12 protein-coding genes are annotated in these 16,574 nt (G+C 65.5%); 7 read left to right on the top strand and 5 right to left on the bottom strand.

What is annotated here, in order from left to right:
* The first annotated feature begins 50 nt into the window (after window positions 1–50).
* Window positions 51–3,473, top strand: coding sequence for a bifunctional proline dehydrogenase/L-glutamate gamma-semialdehyde dehydrogenase PutA (gene putA, locus FIU94_RS10195; RefSeq protein WP_152465698.1), 3,423 nt, complete (start codon window positions 51–53; stop codon window positions 3,471–3,473).
* A gap of 4 nt (window positions 3,474–3,477) precedes the next feature.
* Here putA and FIU94_RS10190 read toward each other — a convergent pair whose 3' ends face one another.
* Window positions 3,478–4,122 (bottom strand): hypothetical protein, encoded by a 645-nt coding sequence (locus FIU94_RS10190; protein ID WP_152465697.1) that lies wholly within the window; start codon window positions 4,120–4,122, stop codon window positions 3,478–3,480.
* Between the two features lie 71 nt (window positions 4,123–4,193).
* Here FIU94_RS10190 and FIU94_RS10185 point away from each other — a divergent pair, with 71 nt between their 5' ends.
* Together FIU94_RS10185 and FIU94_RS10180 are read left to right on the top strand one after the other, a co-directional pair.
* Window positions 4,194–4,937 carry a rhomboid family intramembrane serine protease gene (locus FIU94_RS10185; protein WP_152465696.1) on the top strand — a complete coding sequence of 248 codons (744 nt, stop codon included), beginning with the start codon at window positions 4,194–4,196 and terminating at the stop codon, window positions 4,935–4,937.
* Window positions 4,934–5,329 carry a GFA family protein gene (locus FIU94_RS10180; RefSeq protein WP_254702508.1) on the top strand — a complete coding sequence of 132 codons (396 nt, stop codon included), beginning with the start codon at window positions 4,934–4,936 and terminating at the stop codon, window positions 5,327–5,329. The genes FIU94_RS10185 and FIU94_RS10180 overlap by 4 nt, the downstream gene beginning before the upstream one ends.
* On the opposite strand, the gene FIU94_RS10175 is transcribed toward FIU94_RS10180, so the two are convergent.
* Window positions 5,326–6,111 carry an inositol monophosphatase family protein gene (locus FIU94_RS10175; protein ID WP_152465695.1) on the bottom strand — a complete coding sequence of 262 codons (786 nt, stop codon included), beginning with the start codon at window positions 6,109–6,111 and terminating at the stop codon, window positions 5,326–5,328. The genes FIU94_RS10180 and FIU94_RS10175 overlap by 4 nt on opposite strands.
* 153 nt (window positions 6,112–6,264) lie before the next feature.
* Here FIU94_RS10175 and FIU94_RS10170 point away from each other — a divergent pair, with 153 nt between their 5' ends.
* Window positions 6,265–7,305, top strand: coding sequence for an NADP-dependent oxidoreductase (locus FIU94_RS10170; protein ID WP_152465694.1), 1,041 nt, complete (start codon window positions 6,265–6,267; stop codon window positions 7,303–7,305).
* Between the two features lie 54 nt (window positions 7,306–7,359).
* On the opposite strand, the gene FIU94_RS10165 is transcribed toward FIU94_RS10170, so the two are convergent.
* Complete coding sequence (locus FIU94_RS10165; protein ID WP_152465693.1) at window positions 7,360–8,265, bottom strand: LysR family transcriptional regulator; 906 nt, start codon at window positions 8,263–8,265, stop codon at window positions 7,360–7,362.
* A 97-nt stretch (window positions 8,266–8,362) separates the two neighbouring features.
* Here FIU94_RS10165 and metF point away from each other — a divergent pair, with 97 nt between their 5' ends.
* On the top strand, window positions 8,363–9,229 hold the full coding sequence (metF, locus tag FIU94_RS10160) for a methylenetetrahydrofolate reductase [NAD(P)H] (RefSeq protein ID WP_152465692.1): 867 nt from the start codon (window positions 8,363–8,365) through the stop codon (window positions 9,227–9,229).
* 62 nt (window positions 9,230–9,291) lie between these two features.
* Complete coding sequence (locus FIU94_RS10155; RefSeq protein ID WP_152465691.1) at window positions 9,292–9,774, top strand: PaaI family thioesterase; 483 nt, start codon at window positions 9,292–9,294, stop codon at window positions 9,772–9,774.
* Between the two features lie 33 nt (window positions 9,775–9,807).
* Here the strand turns inward: FIU94_RS10155 and FIU94_RS10150 are convergent, their stop codons facing one another.
* Entirely contained in the window at window positions 9,808–10,848 is a 1,041-nt protein-coding gene (locus FIU94_RS10150; RefSeq protein WP_152465690.1) for a DUF2235 domain-containing protein, read from the bottom strand.
* The gene (locus tag FIU94_RS10145) at window positions 10,826–13,123 is read right to left on the bottom strand and encodes a xanthine dehydrogenase family protein molybdopterin-binding subunit (protein WP_152465689.1); all 2,298 of its coding nucleotides are present in this window, start codon (window positions 13,121–13,123) and stop codon (window positions 10,826–10,828) included. Before FIU94_RS10145 ends, FIU94_RS10150 begins: the two co-directional genes overlap by 23 nt.
* A 460-nt stretch (window positions 13,124–13,583) precedes the next feature.
* Between FIU94_RS10145 and FIU94_RS10140 the strand changes: the two genes are divergently transcribed.
* Window positions 13,584–16,517: a valine--tRNA ligase gene (locus FIU94_RS10140; protein ID WP_152465688.1), complete on the top strand. Its 2,934-nt coding sequence runs from the start codon at window positions 13,584–13,586 to the stop codon at window positions 16,515–16,517.
* Window positions 16,518–16,574: the final 57 nt, after the last annotated feature.

Raw genomic sequence — 16,574 nt, 5'->3', positions numbered from 1 at the left:
CGACCCGCAAGGATACGATATACTTTCTATATGATCCGAAGGAGACTGCCATGAACGTCCAGAACGCCCCCTCCCTGCGCCACCGCATTGACGGTGACATGTACGCCGATCAGGAAACCGTGTTGGACGGGCTCATCGGCACCGCCGCGCTCAGCGCCGAGGACCGCGCCGCCATCAGCAAGGACGCCGCCGGTCTGGTCCGCGACATCCGCGGGGCGACCGCGCCGGGGATGATGGAGGTGTTCCTGGCGGAATACGGGCTTTCCACCGACGAAGGGGTCGCGCTGATGTGCCTGGCAGAGGCGCTGTTGCGGGTGCCGGACGCCGACACCATCGACGCGCTGATCGAGGACAAGATCGCGCCCAGCGACTGGGGCCGGCACATGGGTCATTCGACCTCCAGCCTCGTCAATGCCTCCACCTGGGCGCTGATGCTGACGGGTCGTGTGCTGGACGACGATCAGCCCGGCCCGGTGCGCCATCTGCGCGCGGCGATCAAACGGCTGGGCGAGCCGGTGATCCGCACCGCGGTTTCCCGCGCGATGAAGGAAATGGGCCGCCAGTTCGTGCTGGGCGAGGACATCGAGGCGGCGATGAAGCGTGCGGCGGGGATGGAGAAGAAGGGCTTCACCTATTCCTACGACATGCTGGGCGAGGCTGCGCGCACCGAACGCGACGCGAAGCGGTACCACCTGAGCTACAGCCGCGCGATTTCGGCCATCGCGACCGCCTGCACGCACGAGGACATCCGCAAGAACCCCGGCATTTCGGTCAAGCTGTCGGCGCTGCATCCGCGCTACGAGGTGGCGCAGGAGGACGCGGTGATGAACGAACTGGTGCCGCGCCTGCGGGCACTGGCGCTGCTGGCGAAATCCGCCGGCATGGGGCTGAACGTCGATGCGGAGGAAGCCGACCGGCTGGCGCTGTCGCTGGAGGTGATCGAACGGGTGATGTCGGAGCCCGCGCTGGCGGGCTGGGACGGGTTCGGCATCGTGGTGCAGGCCTTTGGGCCCCGTGCGGGCACCGTGATCGACGCGCTTTACGATATGGCGCAGAAGCATGACCGCAAGATCATGGTGCGTCTGGTCAAGGGCGCCTATTGGGACACTGAGATCAAGCGCGCGCAGGTGGATGGCGTGAACGGCTTTCCTGTCTTTACCCAGAAGGCCGCGACCGATGTGAGCTACATCGCCAATGCGCGCAAGCTTCTGGGGATGACCGACCGGATCTATCCGCAGTTCGCCACCCACAACGCGCATACCGTCGCCGCCGTGCTGCACATGGCGAAGGACAAGGAAGCCTTCGAGTTCCAGCGCCTGCACGGCATGGGCGAGACGCTGCACACTCTGGTGATGGAAAAGCACAAGACCCGCTGCCGGATCTATGCCCCCGTGGGCGCGCACCGTGACCTGCTGGCCTACCTCGTGCGGCGCTTGCTGGAAAACGGGGCGAATTCGAGCTTCGTGAACCAGATCGTGGACGAGGACGTGCCGCCCGAGGTCGTGGCCGCCGACCCGTTCGAGCAGTTGGGCCGCACCAATATCGCCATTCCGACGGGGCCGGAAGTATTCCTGCCCCTGCGCAGGAACGCGCGTGGATTCGACCTGTCTCACACCCAGACCCTGGCCGAGGTGGAGGACGCGCGCGGACCGTTTCTGTCGCACCGCTGGGAGGCCGCGCCGCTGATCGCGGGCGATGCCGCGCCGGAGGATCCCGTGGCCGTGACCAACCCGGCGCTGCCCGATGGCTCCCCCGGCACGGTGCGCCATGCGTCGACGGCCGATGTTGCGACGGCATTGGATGCTGCCGCCCCCTGGGATGCCCCGCTGGACGAACGCCGCCGGGTGCTGATGAAAGCCGCCGACCTGATCGAGCAAAACTACGGCGAGATTTTTGCCCTGCTCGCCCGCGAGGCTGGCAAGGGTCTGCCCGATTGCGTGGCGGAACTGCGCGAGGGGGTCGATTTTCTGTATTACTACGCCGGACAGGCGATGAACGAGCCGCCCGCGGGCCTCTTCACCTGCATCTCGCCGTGGAACTTCCCCATGGCGATCTTTACCGGGCAAATTGCGGCGGCGCTGGCGGCGGGCAACGGGGTGCTGGCGAAACCGGCAGAGCAGACCCCGCTGGTGGCGCATCTGATCGTGCGGCTGCTGCACGAGGCGGGTGTGCCACGCACCGCCCTGCAATTGTTGCCGGGTGGCGGCGACGTGGGCGCGGCGCTGACGGGGGATGCGCGGATCAATGGGGTGGCCTTTACCGGCTCCACCGCCACGGCGCAGCGCATTCGCGCCAACATGGCCGACCATTGCGCCCCCGGCACGCCCCTGATTGCCGAGACGGGCGGGTTGAACGCGATGATCGTGGACAGCACCGCGCTGCCCGAACAGGCGGTTCAGGCAATCATCGAAAGCGCCTTCCAATCGGCGGGTCAGCGGTGTTCGGCGCTGCGCTGTCTCTATGTGCAGGAAGACATTGCCGAGGAATTCACCAAGATGCTGATCGGGGCGATGCAGGCGCTGAACATGGGCGACCCCTGGCATCTGTCCACCGACGTCGGCCCGGTCATCGACGAGGCCGCGCGCAAGGGGATCGCGGATCATATCGCCGCCGCCCGTGCTGACGGGCGTGTGATTGCCGAGCTGACCGCGCCGGAGGGCGGCACCTACATCGCGCCCACCATCATCGGGGTGAAGGGCATTGCCGATCTGGAGCGTGAGATCTTTGGCCCGGTGCTGCACCTGGCAACCTTCAAGAGCAGCCATCTGGACAAGGTGATCGACGCGATCAACGGCACCGGCTACGGGCTGACATTCGGTCTGCACACCCGCATCGACGACCGGGTGCAACATGTGGCCGAGCGGATCGAGGCGGGCAACATATACGTCAACCGCAACCAGATCGGCGCCATCGTGGGCAGCCAGCCCTTCGGCGGCGAGGGGCTGTCGGGGACCGGGCCAAAGGCGGGGGGGCCGAACTACCTGCCCCGCTTCAGCGCCCCGGACGTGCAGCAGCGCGAGGGTGCCTGGGACAAGGCGCAGGACAAGCTGCCCACCCTGCCCGCGCAGGTCGGCTACAAGCCGATCGAGACCCTGTCGATGCCCGGGCCGACCGGTGAATCCAACCGGCTGACCACCCTGCCCCGGCCTGCGCTGCTGTGCATGGGTCCGGGGCCGGAGCTCGCGGCGGCACAGGCCCGCGCGGTCGAGGCTCTGGGCGGTGTGGCCGTGCAGGCCAGCGGCAGGATCGACCCTGCCGCCCTGACGGACGGCCCGGGGTACGGCGGTGTGCTGTGGTGGGGCGATGCCGACACAGGCCGCGCGATCGAGACCGCCCTGGCCCAGCGCAAAGGCCCGATCGTCCCCATGATCCCCGGCATGCCGGACCCTGCCCGCGTCCGCGCCGAACGCCATGTCTGCGTCGACACAACCGCATCGGGTGGCAACGCGCAGCTTCTGGGGGCCATGGCCTGACGGATCAGGACCGGGCGATGCCGATGGCCCGGTCCACCGCCAAAGCCGGAGCGGACAGGACCGGCACGGGCACCTCTGCCAGATAATCCCCGGCCCCCATCATGGAGGCCTGGGCCAGAACCACAGCGCTGATGTCGGGGATCTCCGCCAGCGCCTGCCGGGTACGCGTTGCGATTTCGCGCAGGAATGCGTCCGTCTGCCCTGCTTCGAACAGCGCCCAGACCTCGGCGCAGAGCAGCACTTCGTGCTCTACCTTACGGTCCAGTTCCGACGCGGCGCGCGCCAGCAAATCGCAGGTCGCCCTGCGAGTGCTTTCAAGACAAAGCACCACCAATATCCTGCCGCCAAGCCGGGCCGCCTGCTCCATCAGCGGTCGGTCGATGCGCAACAGGCGTGGATCGGCCTGCGACATGTCGTCAATGAGCGGCCCCAGGGTCGAACAGGTGCACAACACCGACCCCGCGTCACCAAGTGCCGCGATGGCCTGCCGCAAATCGGCGCGGACGGCGGCCGCCCCCTCCTCGCGCGCCTGCGCCAGCAGGTCAGCCCGGACCACATGATGAACAACGCCCTGAAACCCCGCCTTTGCGAACAGGGCATCGAAAGTCTGCACATGGACGTCGGCGGTGTGCAGGCAGGCAATCTTCATCGCGGTCCTTTCCGGGTTCGGGTCAGTCAACACCACTTGACCCCGCCAGTCCAATCGCAAACTGTGCGCCCATGTTTCCGATCCGCGACCATAATCCTTCGGGCCGCACGCCCTATGTCACCTACGCGCTGATGGCGCTGAACATCGGGATCTTCCTGAGCTACGTGCCGATCCTGTCGGACCCGCGCCAGATCAACCTGTTCTTTGCCTCCTACGCGCTGATCCCGGCGGAGGTGTCTCAGGGGGGCGGGCTGCACGGTCTTTTCACGTCGATGTTCCTGCACGCGGGATGGATGCATCTGGCGGGCAACATGTTGTTCCTGTGGATCTACGGCGACAATGTGGAGGACGAGATGGGGCATCTGCCCTACCTCGGGTTCTACCTGGCATCGGGGATTGCCGCCGGGCTGGGTCAGGTGCTGTTCGAGCCGCTGTCCTTCGTGCCGATGGTGGGCGCCTCCGGTGCAATCGCGGGGGTGATGGGCGGCTACCTGTTGCTGTTCCCCAAGGCCAAGATCGACATCCTGATCATATTCATCGTGTTCTTCCGCATCTTCCCGATCCCGGCGTGGATCATCCTGATCCTGTGGTTCGCGATGCAGTTCATCGGCGGCATGGGGGCGACGCCCGAAAGCGGCGGCGTGGCCTACTGGGCCCATGCCGGCGGGTTCCTGGCGGGGCTGGCGCTGACCTTGCCGTTGTGGTTGCGCCGGGGCGGGGTCCGGTTCTGGTCGCGCACCGATGGTCATCCGCCGCACCCGGCGGCGACCTATCCGGTGGTGCGCAGCCGCGTGCCCAAGGTCCGGCGGCGATGACCGGCAGCGCGATGGATATCACCGCCTCCTGCCATTGCGGCGCGGTGGAGGTGACGGCGCATCTGCCCGGCGGGCTGGCGGATGCCACACGCTGCACCTGTTCGTTCTGCAAACGCAGGCAGGCGGCGGCGGTGACGGCCACGACGGCCTCGGTCAAGGTGACGAAGGGGGCCGGGAGCCTGACCCGGTACACCTGGGGCAGCCACACGGCCAAGCACTATTTCTGCAAGATCTGCGGCATCTACGTCTATCACCAGCGCCGGTCGGACCCGGCGCAATGCGGGATCAACCTGGGCTGCATCGAAGGCGTGCGGACATGGGAACACGAGCCGGTCGACTGGGTCGACGGCGTGAATCATCCATCGGACCGCAAGCCTTCCGGCGAAGACTAACCGCGGATCACCTTGGTGAAACTGTTGAAGATCGCCTCGTTGGCGCAGATGATCTCGCCGTCGGCGATGACATCGCCCTGCGGGTTCAGCGGCTCGACAAGGCCGCCCGCTTCCCTGACGATCACCATGCCGGCGGCAAGGTCCCAGGCGTTCAGGCGGCGTTCCCAGAAGCCATCGTAGCGCCCGGCGGCGACATAGGCGAGGTCCAGCGCCGCAGCCCCCCAGCGGCGCACACCCGCGCAGACCGGCATCAGGCGGCCCAGGTCCTTGAGCGTCGCGGGCAGGTCGGACCGGCCGCCAAAGGGCAGACCGGTGGCAAAGATGCTTTCGATCATCCGACCGCGCCCCGACACCCGCAGGCGGCTTTCGTTCATCCAGGCGCCCGCGCCCTTCTCGGCAAAGAACATCTCGTCCTTGGCGGGGTCGAAGACGACACCCGCGACGATCTGGCCCTTGTGTTCCAGCGCGATGGAAATCGCCCAGTGCGGCAGGCCGTGCAGGAAATTGGTGGTCCCGTCCAGCGGATCGACGATCCAGCGGCGGGTGGGATCCTGACCCGCCTCTTCGCCGCCCTCTTCGGCCAGCCAGCCGTAGGTGGGCCGCGCGCCCAACAGCTCTTCCTTGAGGGTCTTTTCCGCGCTCAGGTCGGCCCGGCTGACGAAATCGCCCGCGCCCTTGACCGAAACCTGAAGGTTCTCAACTTCCCGGAAGTCCTTGATCAACCCGCGCCCCGCCTTGCGTGCCGCCTTGATCATGATGTTGAGATTCGCACTGCCAACCATGTTGCGCCCCTTAGATGGATCAGGCGCTGCGTATAGGCGTCACGCCCAGAAATGCCAAGGGCAAGATGCGGCACGGGACCTGACGTGCGATCACCCTTGCCTTTGCGGCGGAATGCCACAGGGTAAGGGCAGCTTGGAAGAAGGAAGAGACACATGAGTTCACAGATGCAGCAGATCGTCCTGGCCAGCCGGCCCGATGGTGCGCCCGCCCCCGACAATTTTCGGCTTGAGACCGAAGACATGCCCACCCCCGGCGAGGGGCAGATTCTGGTCGCGGTGGAGTATATGTCGCTCGACCCCTACATGCGCGGCCGGATGGACGATGCGAAGTCCTATGCCGATCCGGTGCCGCTGGGCGGCAAGATGGAAGGCGGCGGCGTCGGGCGGGTCATCGCGTCGAACGCTTCGGGTTTCGCGGAGGGCGACTATGTGTTCGGCATGTTCGGCTGGGCCACCCACAGCCTGGCCGACGCAAAGATGTGTCGCAAGCTCGACCCCGATCAGGCGCCGATCACGACCGCGCTGGGTGTGCTGGGGATGCCCGGTTTCACCGGCTGGTACGGGCTGAACGAGATCGGCAAGCCGAAAGAGGGGGAAACCCTGCTGGTCGCCGCCGCGACCGGGCCGGTGGGGTCGATGGTCGGCCAGCTGGCCAAGGCAAAGGGCCTGCGCGCCGTGGGCGTCGCGGGCGGCCCCGACAAATGCAGACTGGCGACTGAAACCTTCGGCTTTGACGCCTGCATTGATCACCGGGCGCATGACAACGTGTCCAGCCTGCGCGGCGCGCTGAAAGATGCCGCGCCCGACGGGGTCGATGTCTATTTCGAGAACGTGGGCGGGCCGGTACTGGAAGCCACCCTGCCCCAGATGAACCGTTTCGGCCGCATCCCCCTGTGCGGCATGGTGGCCTGGTACAACGCCGGCGGGCTGGGCGATGGCGCCAGCAGCGACGGGCTGACCGGGCCGAAGCTGTGGCGCACACTGCTGGTGAAACACCTGACCGTCACCGGCTTCATCATCGCCAACCACTGGGACCGCTACGGCGAATTCCTGAAGGAAGTCGCGCCCATGGTGGCGGACGGCAGGGTGAAATACGAAGAAGACATCACCGACGGGCTTGAGAACGCCCCGCAGGCGTTCATGGACATGCTGACGGGCGGCAACACCGGCAAGACCATCGTGAAGGTCGGCTGAACAAGGCGAGGGTGGGCCATGCGCCCACCTTCGTTATGCCGCGCTGGTGCCGCCTCAGGCGGATTGCAGCTTGCGCGCCTCTTCGCCCGCGAGGCTCAGCAGCTTTTTCATATAGGGTTTGTCCAGATCGTCGGACCGCACGGCGGCATAGAGCCTGCGGGTGATGCCGTCCTGCGTCAGGGGCCGGGTGACATAGTCGGAACTGTATTTCACTTCGCGCACCACCCAGTCGGGCAGCACCGCCACACCGCGGTTGGACGCCACCAGCAAAAGGATGACGGCCGTCAGTTCGACCTGCCGGATCGCCACCGGCTCGACCTTGGCCGGGATCAGCAACTGGCTGAACACATCCAGCCGCGAGCGTTCCACCGGATAGGTGATCAGGGTCTCGGTCCGAAAATCGGCGGCCTCGACATAGGATTTCTGGGCCAGCGGATGGGCGCTGGCGGCGACGAAGACCGCCTTGTAGTCGAACAATTCGACGAATTCGACACCGGGCAGTTCCTCCGGGTCGGAAGAGACCACGAGATCCACCTCTTCGCGCAGGAGGGCCGGGAGCGCATCGAAGGCAAGGCCGGGGCGGATGTCCACGTCCACGTCCATAAAGCTGCGGCGGAACTGTTCCAGCACGGGGAACAGCCATTCGAAACAGGCGTGGCATTCGATGGCGATGTGCATCCGCCCCGTGCTGCCCGCGCGCAGGCCCGAAAATTCGTCCTGCAATGCCTGCACCTGTGGCAGCACCTGCTGGGCCAGCTTGAGCAGGCGCTGGCCCGCGGGCGACAGTTTCAGCGGTTTGGACCGGCGCACGAAAAGCTCCACCCCCGCCTGATCCTCCAGTCCCTTGACCTGATGGGACAAGGCGGATTGCGTGATGTTCATCATTTCCGCCGCCCGCGCGAGGCCGCCCGCCTCGTGAATGGCCTGAATGGTGCGCAGATGACGAAACTCGATATGCATGTGAGGTAAGGCTCATGTTGAAGATGAAAGTTATGAATTTGTCTCACATCACCAAACGTGGGACAAGGTGTTAACTCGTTTTCCAAAGGATACTCTCATGGCCACGCCAAATGTCTCTTTCGAAGTCTTCCCGCCCCGGACCGTGGACGCGGCATTCAAGCTTTGGGACAGCGCGCAGGCGCTCGCCCCCTTGGCCCCCCGCTTCTTTTCCGTGACCTATGGCGCGGGCGGTACGACCCGCGACCTGACCCACGACGCGGCGCATGTGCTGCGCCGGACATCGGGTCTGCCGGTGGCGGCGCATCTGACCTGCGTGGGCGCCAGCCGGGCCGAGACGATGGAAGTGGCCGACAGCTTTGCCAAGATCGGCGTGACCGACATCGTGGCCCTGCGCGGCGACCCCGCCGATGGCGCAGACCACTTCACGCCCCACCCCGACGGGTTCAGCGACAGCTGCGAACTGATCACCGCGCTGGCCGAAACCGGCAAGTTCAACATCCGCGTCGGCGCCTACCCCGACCCGCACCCCGAATCGGCCAGCCCCGAGGCGAATATCGAATGGCTCAAGCGCAAGTTCGATGCGGGCGCGGACGAGGCGATCACCCAGTTCTTCTTCGAGGCGGAGACATTCCTGCGCTTCCGCGACGCCTGCGCAAAAGCCGGTATCGACAAACCGATCACCCCTGGCATCCTGCCCATCGTGAACTGGAAATCGGCCCGCAACTTTGCCAACAAATGCGGCACGCCGATCCCGGCCTGGGTGGACGATGCGTTCTCCAAGGCGGAGCGTGACGACCGCAGCGCGTTGCTGGCAACGTCACTATGCACCGAGATGTGCAGCGAACTGGTCGACGAAGGTGTCGAGAACCTGCATTTCTACACCCTGAACCGGGCAGAGCTGACCCGTGATGTCTGCCGGGCGCTGGGTGTAACGCCGCAGGTCACGCTGGAAGACGTCGCGTAACATTTGCACTGGATGCCGCTGGCCTAATACCCTCTCCGGCAGACCCCTGCCGGAGATTTCCCATGCCGAAGCTCGCAAACTCCCCCGAAGACCTGCTCAGCCAGCAGGACGCCCTGAAGCTGTCGGGGCTGGAATTCATGCAGGGCATCCTTGACGGCGTTGTTGCCGGTCCTCCGATCGGCGGCACCATGGGGTACACGCTGCATGCGGTGGAGGACGGTCGGGTGGTGTTTCGCGGCACGCCTGAGTTCAACGTGACCAACCCGATGGGCACCGTGCACGGCGGCTGGTACGGCACCTTGCTGGACAGCGCGATGGCCTGCGCCGTGATGACCAAAGTGCCGCGGGGTTCAGTCTATACCACCTTGGAATACAAGGTGAATATCCTGCGCAGCATCCCGCTGGGCATGCAGATCGACTGTATCGGAACAAGCGATCATGTGGGCCGGTCCACCGGCGTCGCACATGGCGAGATCCGGGGCGTGGAGGATGGCAAGCTCTATGCCACCGGGTCGACCACCTGCATCGTGATGAAGATCGGCTGACAGGCGCCGCCTGCTGGTCATCCGGTCAGCTGATCAGCTGGTCACTTCGACATGAGGGCCCGCGTGCGCGTCCAGCCCGGTACCCAGGGCCCTGGCCCGGGCGGGCAGGCTTTCGTGCAGCCGCTCGGACGGGTCCAGCCCGATCCGGCGGCGCCTGCGGGTAATCAGCAGCTTGCCCAGCCCCCGGAAGGTGCCCAGCGACGGGGCCGTCGCATCCAACGCGAACCGCGCACGCCACCCGTCGGGCAGCGGCAGGCCCCGGCGCTCCAGCTTGTCCAGCATCCAGACCAGCGGGATATTGGCCAGTGGCCGCGCCGCCTCGAAGCCGCCCAGATGCCCGCCCACGTCGCCATGGGTGCCGGGGAACCAGACCTGCGACACCCGGCCTTCATCCTCTTCCGATGTGCTCCAAAGCACCGGCGCATAGGCCACGCGCGTCTCGTCATGGGCCAGAGCGTGGTAGGCCTTCAGCACATCGGGGCCGAGGTCATGGTTGTGAAACCCATGGGTCCGCTCGGAAAGGCGCCACAGGACCGGGGCGTTGAACCCCAGCGACTTGACCGTGTCCCAGACCGCGATGGTGTCGATCTCGACACTTTGGTGGCAATGGGCGGCGCTGAACGCGCGCGCGGCGGCGCTGCCGGGATCGGTCCTGTAGTGATCGTAGGCCAGCTGCACGGTCGCGCGGTTGGCGTGATCGGGGCGCAGCAGGCCCACCAGATGCATGACCCCCGCAAGCGACCGCACCGCGTAGGCCCCGCGCGAATACCCCAGCAAAAAGATGCGGTCGCCGGGCCGGTAGCGCGCGGCAAGCCAGCCATAGGCGCGCTGGATCTGCCGGTTGATGCCCCGCCCGGTGATCACGGCCCAGATCGACCGCCAGCTTGCCCACTGCAGGCCGGGCTCATAATAAAGCGACAGCAGCCCGCCATTCTCGCTCAGCAGCTTGTAGGCGCGTCCGGCATTGGTCCGGTCTGCGGGGTGCAGCGACGACAGGGTGCCGTCCAGGACGATCACATGGGTGGTGCCGCGCGGCGCGTCCCTGCCCGGTTCATTCGGCGGCGAGCCTGGCACCGTTCAACATCTCCCACACACGGTGCGGCGTGAAGGGCATATCCGCCTGCCGCACCCCCTGCTCCCACAGCGCGTCCTGCACGGCGTTCGCCACCGCCGCCAGCGCGCCCACTGTCCCCGCTTCGCCGCAGCCCTTCATGCCCATGACGTTGGCGGTGGACGGCACCGGCTCCGACATGAAGGAGATATTGGGCAGGTCGGCAGCCCGCGGCAGCGCGTAGTCCATGAACGACGCGGTCAGCAGCTGGCCATCCTCGTCGTAGACGACCCGTTCCTGGATCGCCTGCCCGATGCCCTGCGCCACCCCGCCGTGCACCTGCCCTTCGGCCAGCATAGGGTTGATGAGATTGCCGAAATCGTCGACCACCGTGTATCGGTCGGTGGTCACGATGCCGGTTTCCGGGTCGATCACCACTTCGGCCACATGTGCCCCGTTGGGGAAGCTGCGGGCCTCAAGCGTCGCGCGCGCGTGATGGGTCAAGAGGTCGTCGCGGCCCTTGTCGCGGGCCATCTCGGCCACCTCGATCATGGTGGGGGTCAGGTTCGACCCCTCGGCGCGGAACCGTTCGTCGTCGAATGAAATATCGTCGGCAGCTACGCCCATTTCCTCGGCCAGGAAGGCGGTGAAAGCTTCCGTGATCACCTTGACCGTGGCAAGGGTGGCATTGTTCTGCGTGGTGACGGACCGCGAACCGCCGGTCCCGCCGCCCTGGGCGATCAGGTCGCTGTCGCCCTGCACCACATCGATCAGATGCGCCGGAATGCCGGTCTGGTCCGACAAAAACTGAGCATAAACCGTTTCGTGCCCCTGGCCGTTCGACTGGGTGCCCACCAGGATGGTCACGCGACCATTCTCCTCGAACACCACCTTGGCGCCTTCGGACGGGTCGCCCAGAATGCTCTCGATGTAATAGCACAGGCCCTGCCCGCGCAGCAGGCCATGTTTCGCATCCGCCGCCCGACGCGCCTCGAACCCCGCGCAGTCCGCTTCCCGCGCCGCCCGAGTCAACAGACGGTTGAAATCGCCGACATCGTAGGTCTCGCCCGTGGCGGATTTGTAGGGGAACTGATCCGGTTTGATGAAGTTGATGCGCCGCAATTCCCAAGGATCGACACCCAGCTCGCGCGCGGCCCGGTCCATCAGTCGTTCCAGCACGTAAATCGCCTCGGGCCGACCGGCCCCGCGATAGGCATCGACCGGCACCGTGTTGGTGTAATACCCTTCGGCCTGAAGCCATGTGGTCTGAACGTCGTAGACCCCCATGAGCACCCGGCTGAACAGGGTGGTCTGGATGTGCTGCGCGAACTGCGAGTTATAGGCACCAAGGTTGCAGCGGGTGCGCACCCGGTAGGCGGTGATGCGGTTGTCGCCGTCAAAAGCGAACTCCGCCATGCTGGTCAGATCGCGCCCGCCGTTGTCGCTCAACATCGCCTCGGTCCTGTCGGACATCCAGCGCACCGGACGACCCAGCGCCCGCGCCGCCTGCGCGACGCAGAAATACTCGTTGTAGGTCATCGACTTCATGCCAAAGCCACCGCCGGTATCGGGGTTGGTCACACGCACGTCGCCGTCATCAAGACCGAAGGCGGTCTTGAGAAACCCCTTGTGCACCCAGACGCCCTGGGCGTTGTTGGCCACGTGCAGCCGCCCGTCGGACCATTCCGCGTAGCAGCCGCGCGGTTCCATCGAATTGACGATGATGCGGTTGTCCCCGACCTCCAGCGCCACGGTCCGCGCCGCCGCATCGAAAGCCGCCTGGGTCGCGGCCTCGTCACCCATGCCCCAGTCGAAAGCACGGTTGTCCGGCGCTTCCTCGTGCAGGGCTTCGCCGCCCTGGTCCAGGTCGATATGCGCCGGGAGATCGTCGATGTCGAGCATGATCAGCTCCGCCGCGTCCCGCGCCTGCGCCAGACTGTCGGCGATCACCACCGCCACCGGCTCGCCCACATAGCGCACCTTGCCCTTCGCCAGCATCGGCCGCACCGGGGCCGCGCCCTTGGTGCCGTCGCGGTTCTCCACCACCGCACCGGACATGGAAATGTCCATGCCTGCCGCCTCCAGGTCGGCGCAGGTCAGCACCAGATGCACGCCATCGGCCTCGGCGGCGTCCGACACGTCCAGCTCCGCGATCACCCCATGACCGACCGGAGAGCGCAGGAAATAGGCATGCAGCGCCCCCGGCGGCGCGATATCGTCCACATAGCGCCCCTCGCCCATGAGAAACCGCATATCCTCGCTGCGCTTGACCGGCTGGCTTTTTCCGAATTTGTCCACGATCGGCCTCCTCTGGCGTATCTGTCGTTGACAGAGATATAGAACACGCTCCGCTTGTCCAGCCCACCCCGTGACCGCGCCTTTTCAGCCGACAGCACCAGTTGCAGCGTCGGATTGGAGTATTTTGGGCATAAAGAAGAGGAATTAGGAAAATCTTTACCCGACCCGTGATTTCCTGAAGACGCGGTACAGGCGGGAGCGCCGATGACCGTGCATGAAGAAGAAGCGTCCCGAGGGGTGAACTCGACTGATCCACCTGCATCGGGGCGCTTCCCATGCTTCTTTATGCTTCAAATACTTCATTCCCACCCCTCCACCGTCGACACGATCCCCGGCAGGGCGCTGCGGGATGGCGGGCGGGGCGACCTGCGCCCCGGCGCAGGAGCGACGCACCGCCACCCTTTCCCTTCACCGCATCCTCGGCTAGATCAGCTTCCGAACGACGACAGGATGGATCAGCATGGCCCTCGACAAGACTTTCAACGCACAGGACGCCGAAAAGCGCCTTTATGATGCATGGGAACAGGCCGGGGCCTTCAGGGCCGGGGCCAATGCCCGCGATGGCGCGGAAACCTTCTCCATCATGATCCCGCCGCCGAATGTCACCGGCGTGCTCCACATGGGCCATGCCTTCAACAACACTCTGCAGGACATCCTGATCCGCTGGCACCGGATGCGAGGGCACGACACGCTGTGGCAGCCCGGGCAGGACCACGCCGGCATCGCGACCCAGATGGTCGTGGAACGCGAACTGGCCAAGGCCCAGCAGCCCGGCCGCCGCGAAATGGGCCGGGAGGCCTTTCTCGACAAGGTGTGGGAGTGGAAGTCCCAGTCGGGCGGCACGATCATCGAACAGCTCAAGCGGCTCGGCGCCTCCTGCGACTGGTCGCGCAATGCCTTCACCATGTCCGGCGCGCCGGGCGCCCCCGCGGGCGAGGAAGGCAACTTCCACGATGCCGTCATCAAGGTTTTCGTCGACATGTACGACAAAGGCCTGATCTATCGCGGCAAGCGGCTGGTCAACTGGGACCCGCATTTCGAAACCGCGATCTCCGACCTGGAGGTGGAGAACACCGAAGTCGACGGCCACATGTGGCATTTCAAATATCCGCTGGCGGGCGGCGCGACCTATACCTACGTGGAAAAGGACGAGGATGGAAACGTCACCTTCGAAGAAGAGCGCGACTATATTTCCATCGCCACCACGCGGCCCGAGACCATGCTGGGCGACGGTGCCGTGGCGGTTCATCCATCGGATGAGCGTTACGCGCCAATCGTCGGAAAACTTTGTGAAATTCCGGTTGGCCCGAAAGAGCACCGCCGCCTGATCCCGATCATCACCGATGAATACCCCGATCCCGCCTTCGGGTCGGGCGCGGTGAAGATCACCGGTGCGCATGACTTCAACGACTACGAGGTCGCCAAGCGCGGCGGCATCCCGATGTACAACCTTTTGGATACCAAGGGCGCGATGCGTGCCGACGGCAAGCCCTACGCCGAGCAAGCCGCCGCCGCGCAGGCCATCGCCAACGGCGAGCGCGCCTTCACCGAAAGCGATGTCGCCGCCATGAACCTGGTCCCGGACGCCTATCGCGGGCTGGACCGGTTTGAAGCGCGCAACGCGGTCGTGGCGGACATCACCGAGGAAGGCCTCGCCGTGATGACCCAGGCCCATGATCCGCGCCTCGGCAAAGCCGCGCAAAAGCCGCTGGCCCCCGAGGAAGGTGGCGAGGCACGCGAGGACACAATGATCCCGCTGGTCGAGGCCAAGAAGATCATGCAGCCCTTCGGCGACCGCTCCAAGGTGGTGATCGAGCCGATGCTGACCGATCAATGGTTCGTCGCGACCGACAAGATCGTCGGCCCCGCAATTGATGCGGTGCGCAACGGCGACGTCGAAATCCTGCCGGAGCAGGACAAGAAGGTCTATTTCCACTGGCTGGAGAACATCGAACCCTGGTGCATCTCGCGCCAGCTCTGGTGGGGGCACCAGATTCCGGTGTGGTTCGACGAGGACGGAAATGAATATTGCGCCGCCACGGAACCCGAGGCGCAGGCCAAGGCCCCCGGTAGGACGCTGACGCGCGACCCCGATGTTCTCGACACCTGGTTCTCCTCCGGCCTCTGGCCCATCGGCACGCTGGGCTGGCCCGAGGAGACGGAAGAGCTGCAAAAGTACTTCCCCACCAGCGTCCTGATCACCGGGTTCGACATCATCTTCTTCTGGGTCGCCCGGATGATGATGATGCAATACGCCGTGGTCGGTCAGAAACCCTTCGATACCGTCTATGTCCACGCCCTCGTCCGCGACGAGAAGGGCAAGAAGATGTCGAAATCGCTGGGCAACGTGCTCGACCCGATCGAACTGATCGACGAATACGGCGCGGATGCGGTGCGGTTTACGCTGACCTCGATGGCGGCGATGGGGCGCGACCTGAAGCTTTCGACCGCGCGCATCGACGGGTATCGCAAGTTCGGCAACAAGATCTGGAACGCCACCGCCTTTGCCGAACGCAACGGCGTGCTGGATCTGCCCCATGCGGACAGGCCGCCCGAGACGGCCCTGACGGTGAACCGCTGGATCAAGGGTGAAATCGCCAAGACCCGCGAGGCTGTCGATGCGGCGCTGGCGCAGTACCGGTTCAACGATGCGGCCAACACGCTTTACGCCTTTGTCTGGGGCACCTTCTGCGACTGGTATCTTGAGTTCACCAAGCCGATCTTCGACGGAGACGATGCGCAGGCCATTGCCGAGACGCGGGCGACATACGGCTGGGCGCTGGACCAGTGCCTGATCCTGCTGCACCCCATCATGCCCTTCATCACCGAAGAACTGTGGGGCCAGAAGGACCGCCCCGGCATGTTGGCCCTTGCGGACTGGCCGACCTACACCGCCGCCGAGATGGTCGATGATCAGGCCGACACGGAACTGAACTGGGTGATCGCGCTGATCCAGAGCGTCCGCTCCGCACGGGTATCCATGGGTGTGCCGGGCAGCCTCAAGGTGCCGATGGTCTATACCGACATCGACGAGGCCGGCCTGCTGGCCTGGGACCGCAACGCGGAGCTGATCGCCCGGCGCGCCGGGGTCGATTCGCTGGAAAATGTCGATACCTTTCCCAAGGGCACGGCGTCGATCCCCGCGCGGGCGGCGACCCTGGGTCTGCCGCTGGAGGGGATCATCGACATCGCCGCCGAGAAAGCGCGTCTGGCAAAGTCGCTGGAAAAGCTGGGCAAGGAGATCGGGGGCCTGAAGGGCCGATTGAACAATCCGAAATTCGCGGCCTCTGCCCCCGAGGACGTCGTGGCCGAGGCGCAGGCCAACCTCGACGCGCGGCAGGAGGAAGCCGATCAGCTTCAGGCCGCGCTGGACCGGCTGGCGGAGATGGGCTGACCCCCTCTTTCATTGTTCCAGAAAATACACATGCGCGCGCCATCACCCAGGCGCGCG

Origin of the sequence: Sulfitobacter sp. THAF37 (assembly GCF_009363555.1) — a bacterium.
Classification (GTDB): domain Bacteria; phylum Pseudomonadota; class Alphaproteobacteria; order Rhodobacterales; family Rhodobacteraceae; genus Sulfitobacter.
This window is presented reverse-complemented; position numbering and strand designations above follow the sequence as displayed.

Excerpts from the sequence above, each read along its gene's own strand:
- FIU94_RS10140 (WP_152465688.1), top strand. The coding sequence starts at position 13,584 with ATGGCCCTCGACAAGACTTTCAACGCACAGGACGCCGAAAAGCGCCTT.
- FIU94_RS10185 (WP_152465696.1), top strand. The coding sequence starts at position 4,194 with ATGTTTCCGATCCGCGACCATAATCCTTCGGGCCGCACGCCCTATGTC.
- FIU94_RS10165 (WP_152465693.1), bottom strand. The coding sequence starts at position 8,265 with ATGCATATCGAGTTTCGTCATCTGCGCACCATTCAGGCCATTCACGAG.
- FIU94_RS10155 (WP_152465691.1), top strand. The coding sequence starts at position 9,292 with ATGCCGAAGCTCGCAAACTCCCCCGAAGACCTGCTCAGCCAGCAGGAC.
- FIU94_RS10190 (WP_152465697.1), bottom strand. The coding sequence starts at position 4,122 with ATGAAGATTGCCTGCCTGCACACCGCCGACGTCCATGTGCAGACTTTC.
- metF (WP_152465692.1), top strand. The coding sequence starts at position 8,363 with ATGGCCACGCCAAATGTCTCTTTCGAAGTCTTCCCGCCCCGGACCGTG.
- FIU94_RS10180 (WP_254702508.1), top strand. The coding sequence starts at position 4,934 with ATGACCGGCAGCGCGATGGATATCACCGCCTCCTGCCATTGCGGCGCG.
- FIU94_RS10170 (WP_152465694.1), top strand. The coding sequence starts at position 6,265 with ATGAGTTCACAGATGCAGCAGATCGTCCTGGCCAGCCGGCCCGATGGT.
- putA (WP_152465698.1), top strand. The coding sequence starts at position 51 with ATGAACGTCCAGAACGCCCCCTCCCTGCGCCACCGCATTGACGGTGAC.
- FIU94_RS10175 (WP_152465695.1), bottom strand. The coding sequence starts at position 6,111 with ATGGTTGGCAGTGCGAATCTCAACATCATGATCAAGGCGGCACGCAAG.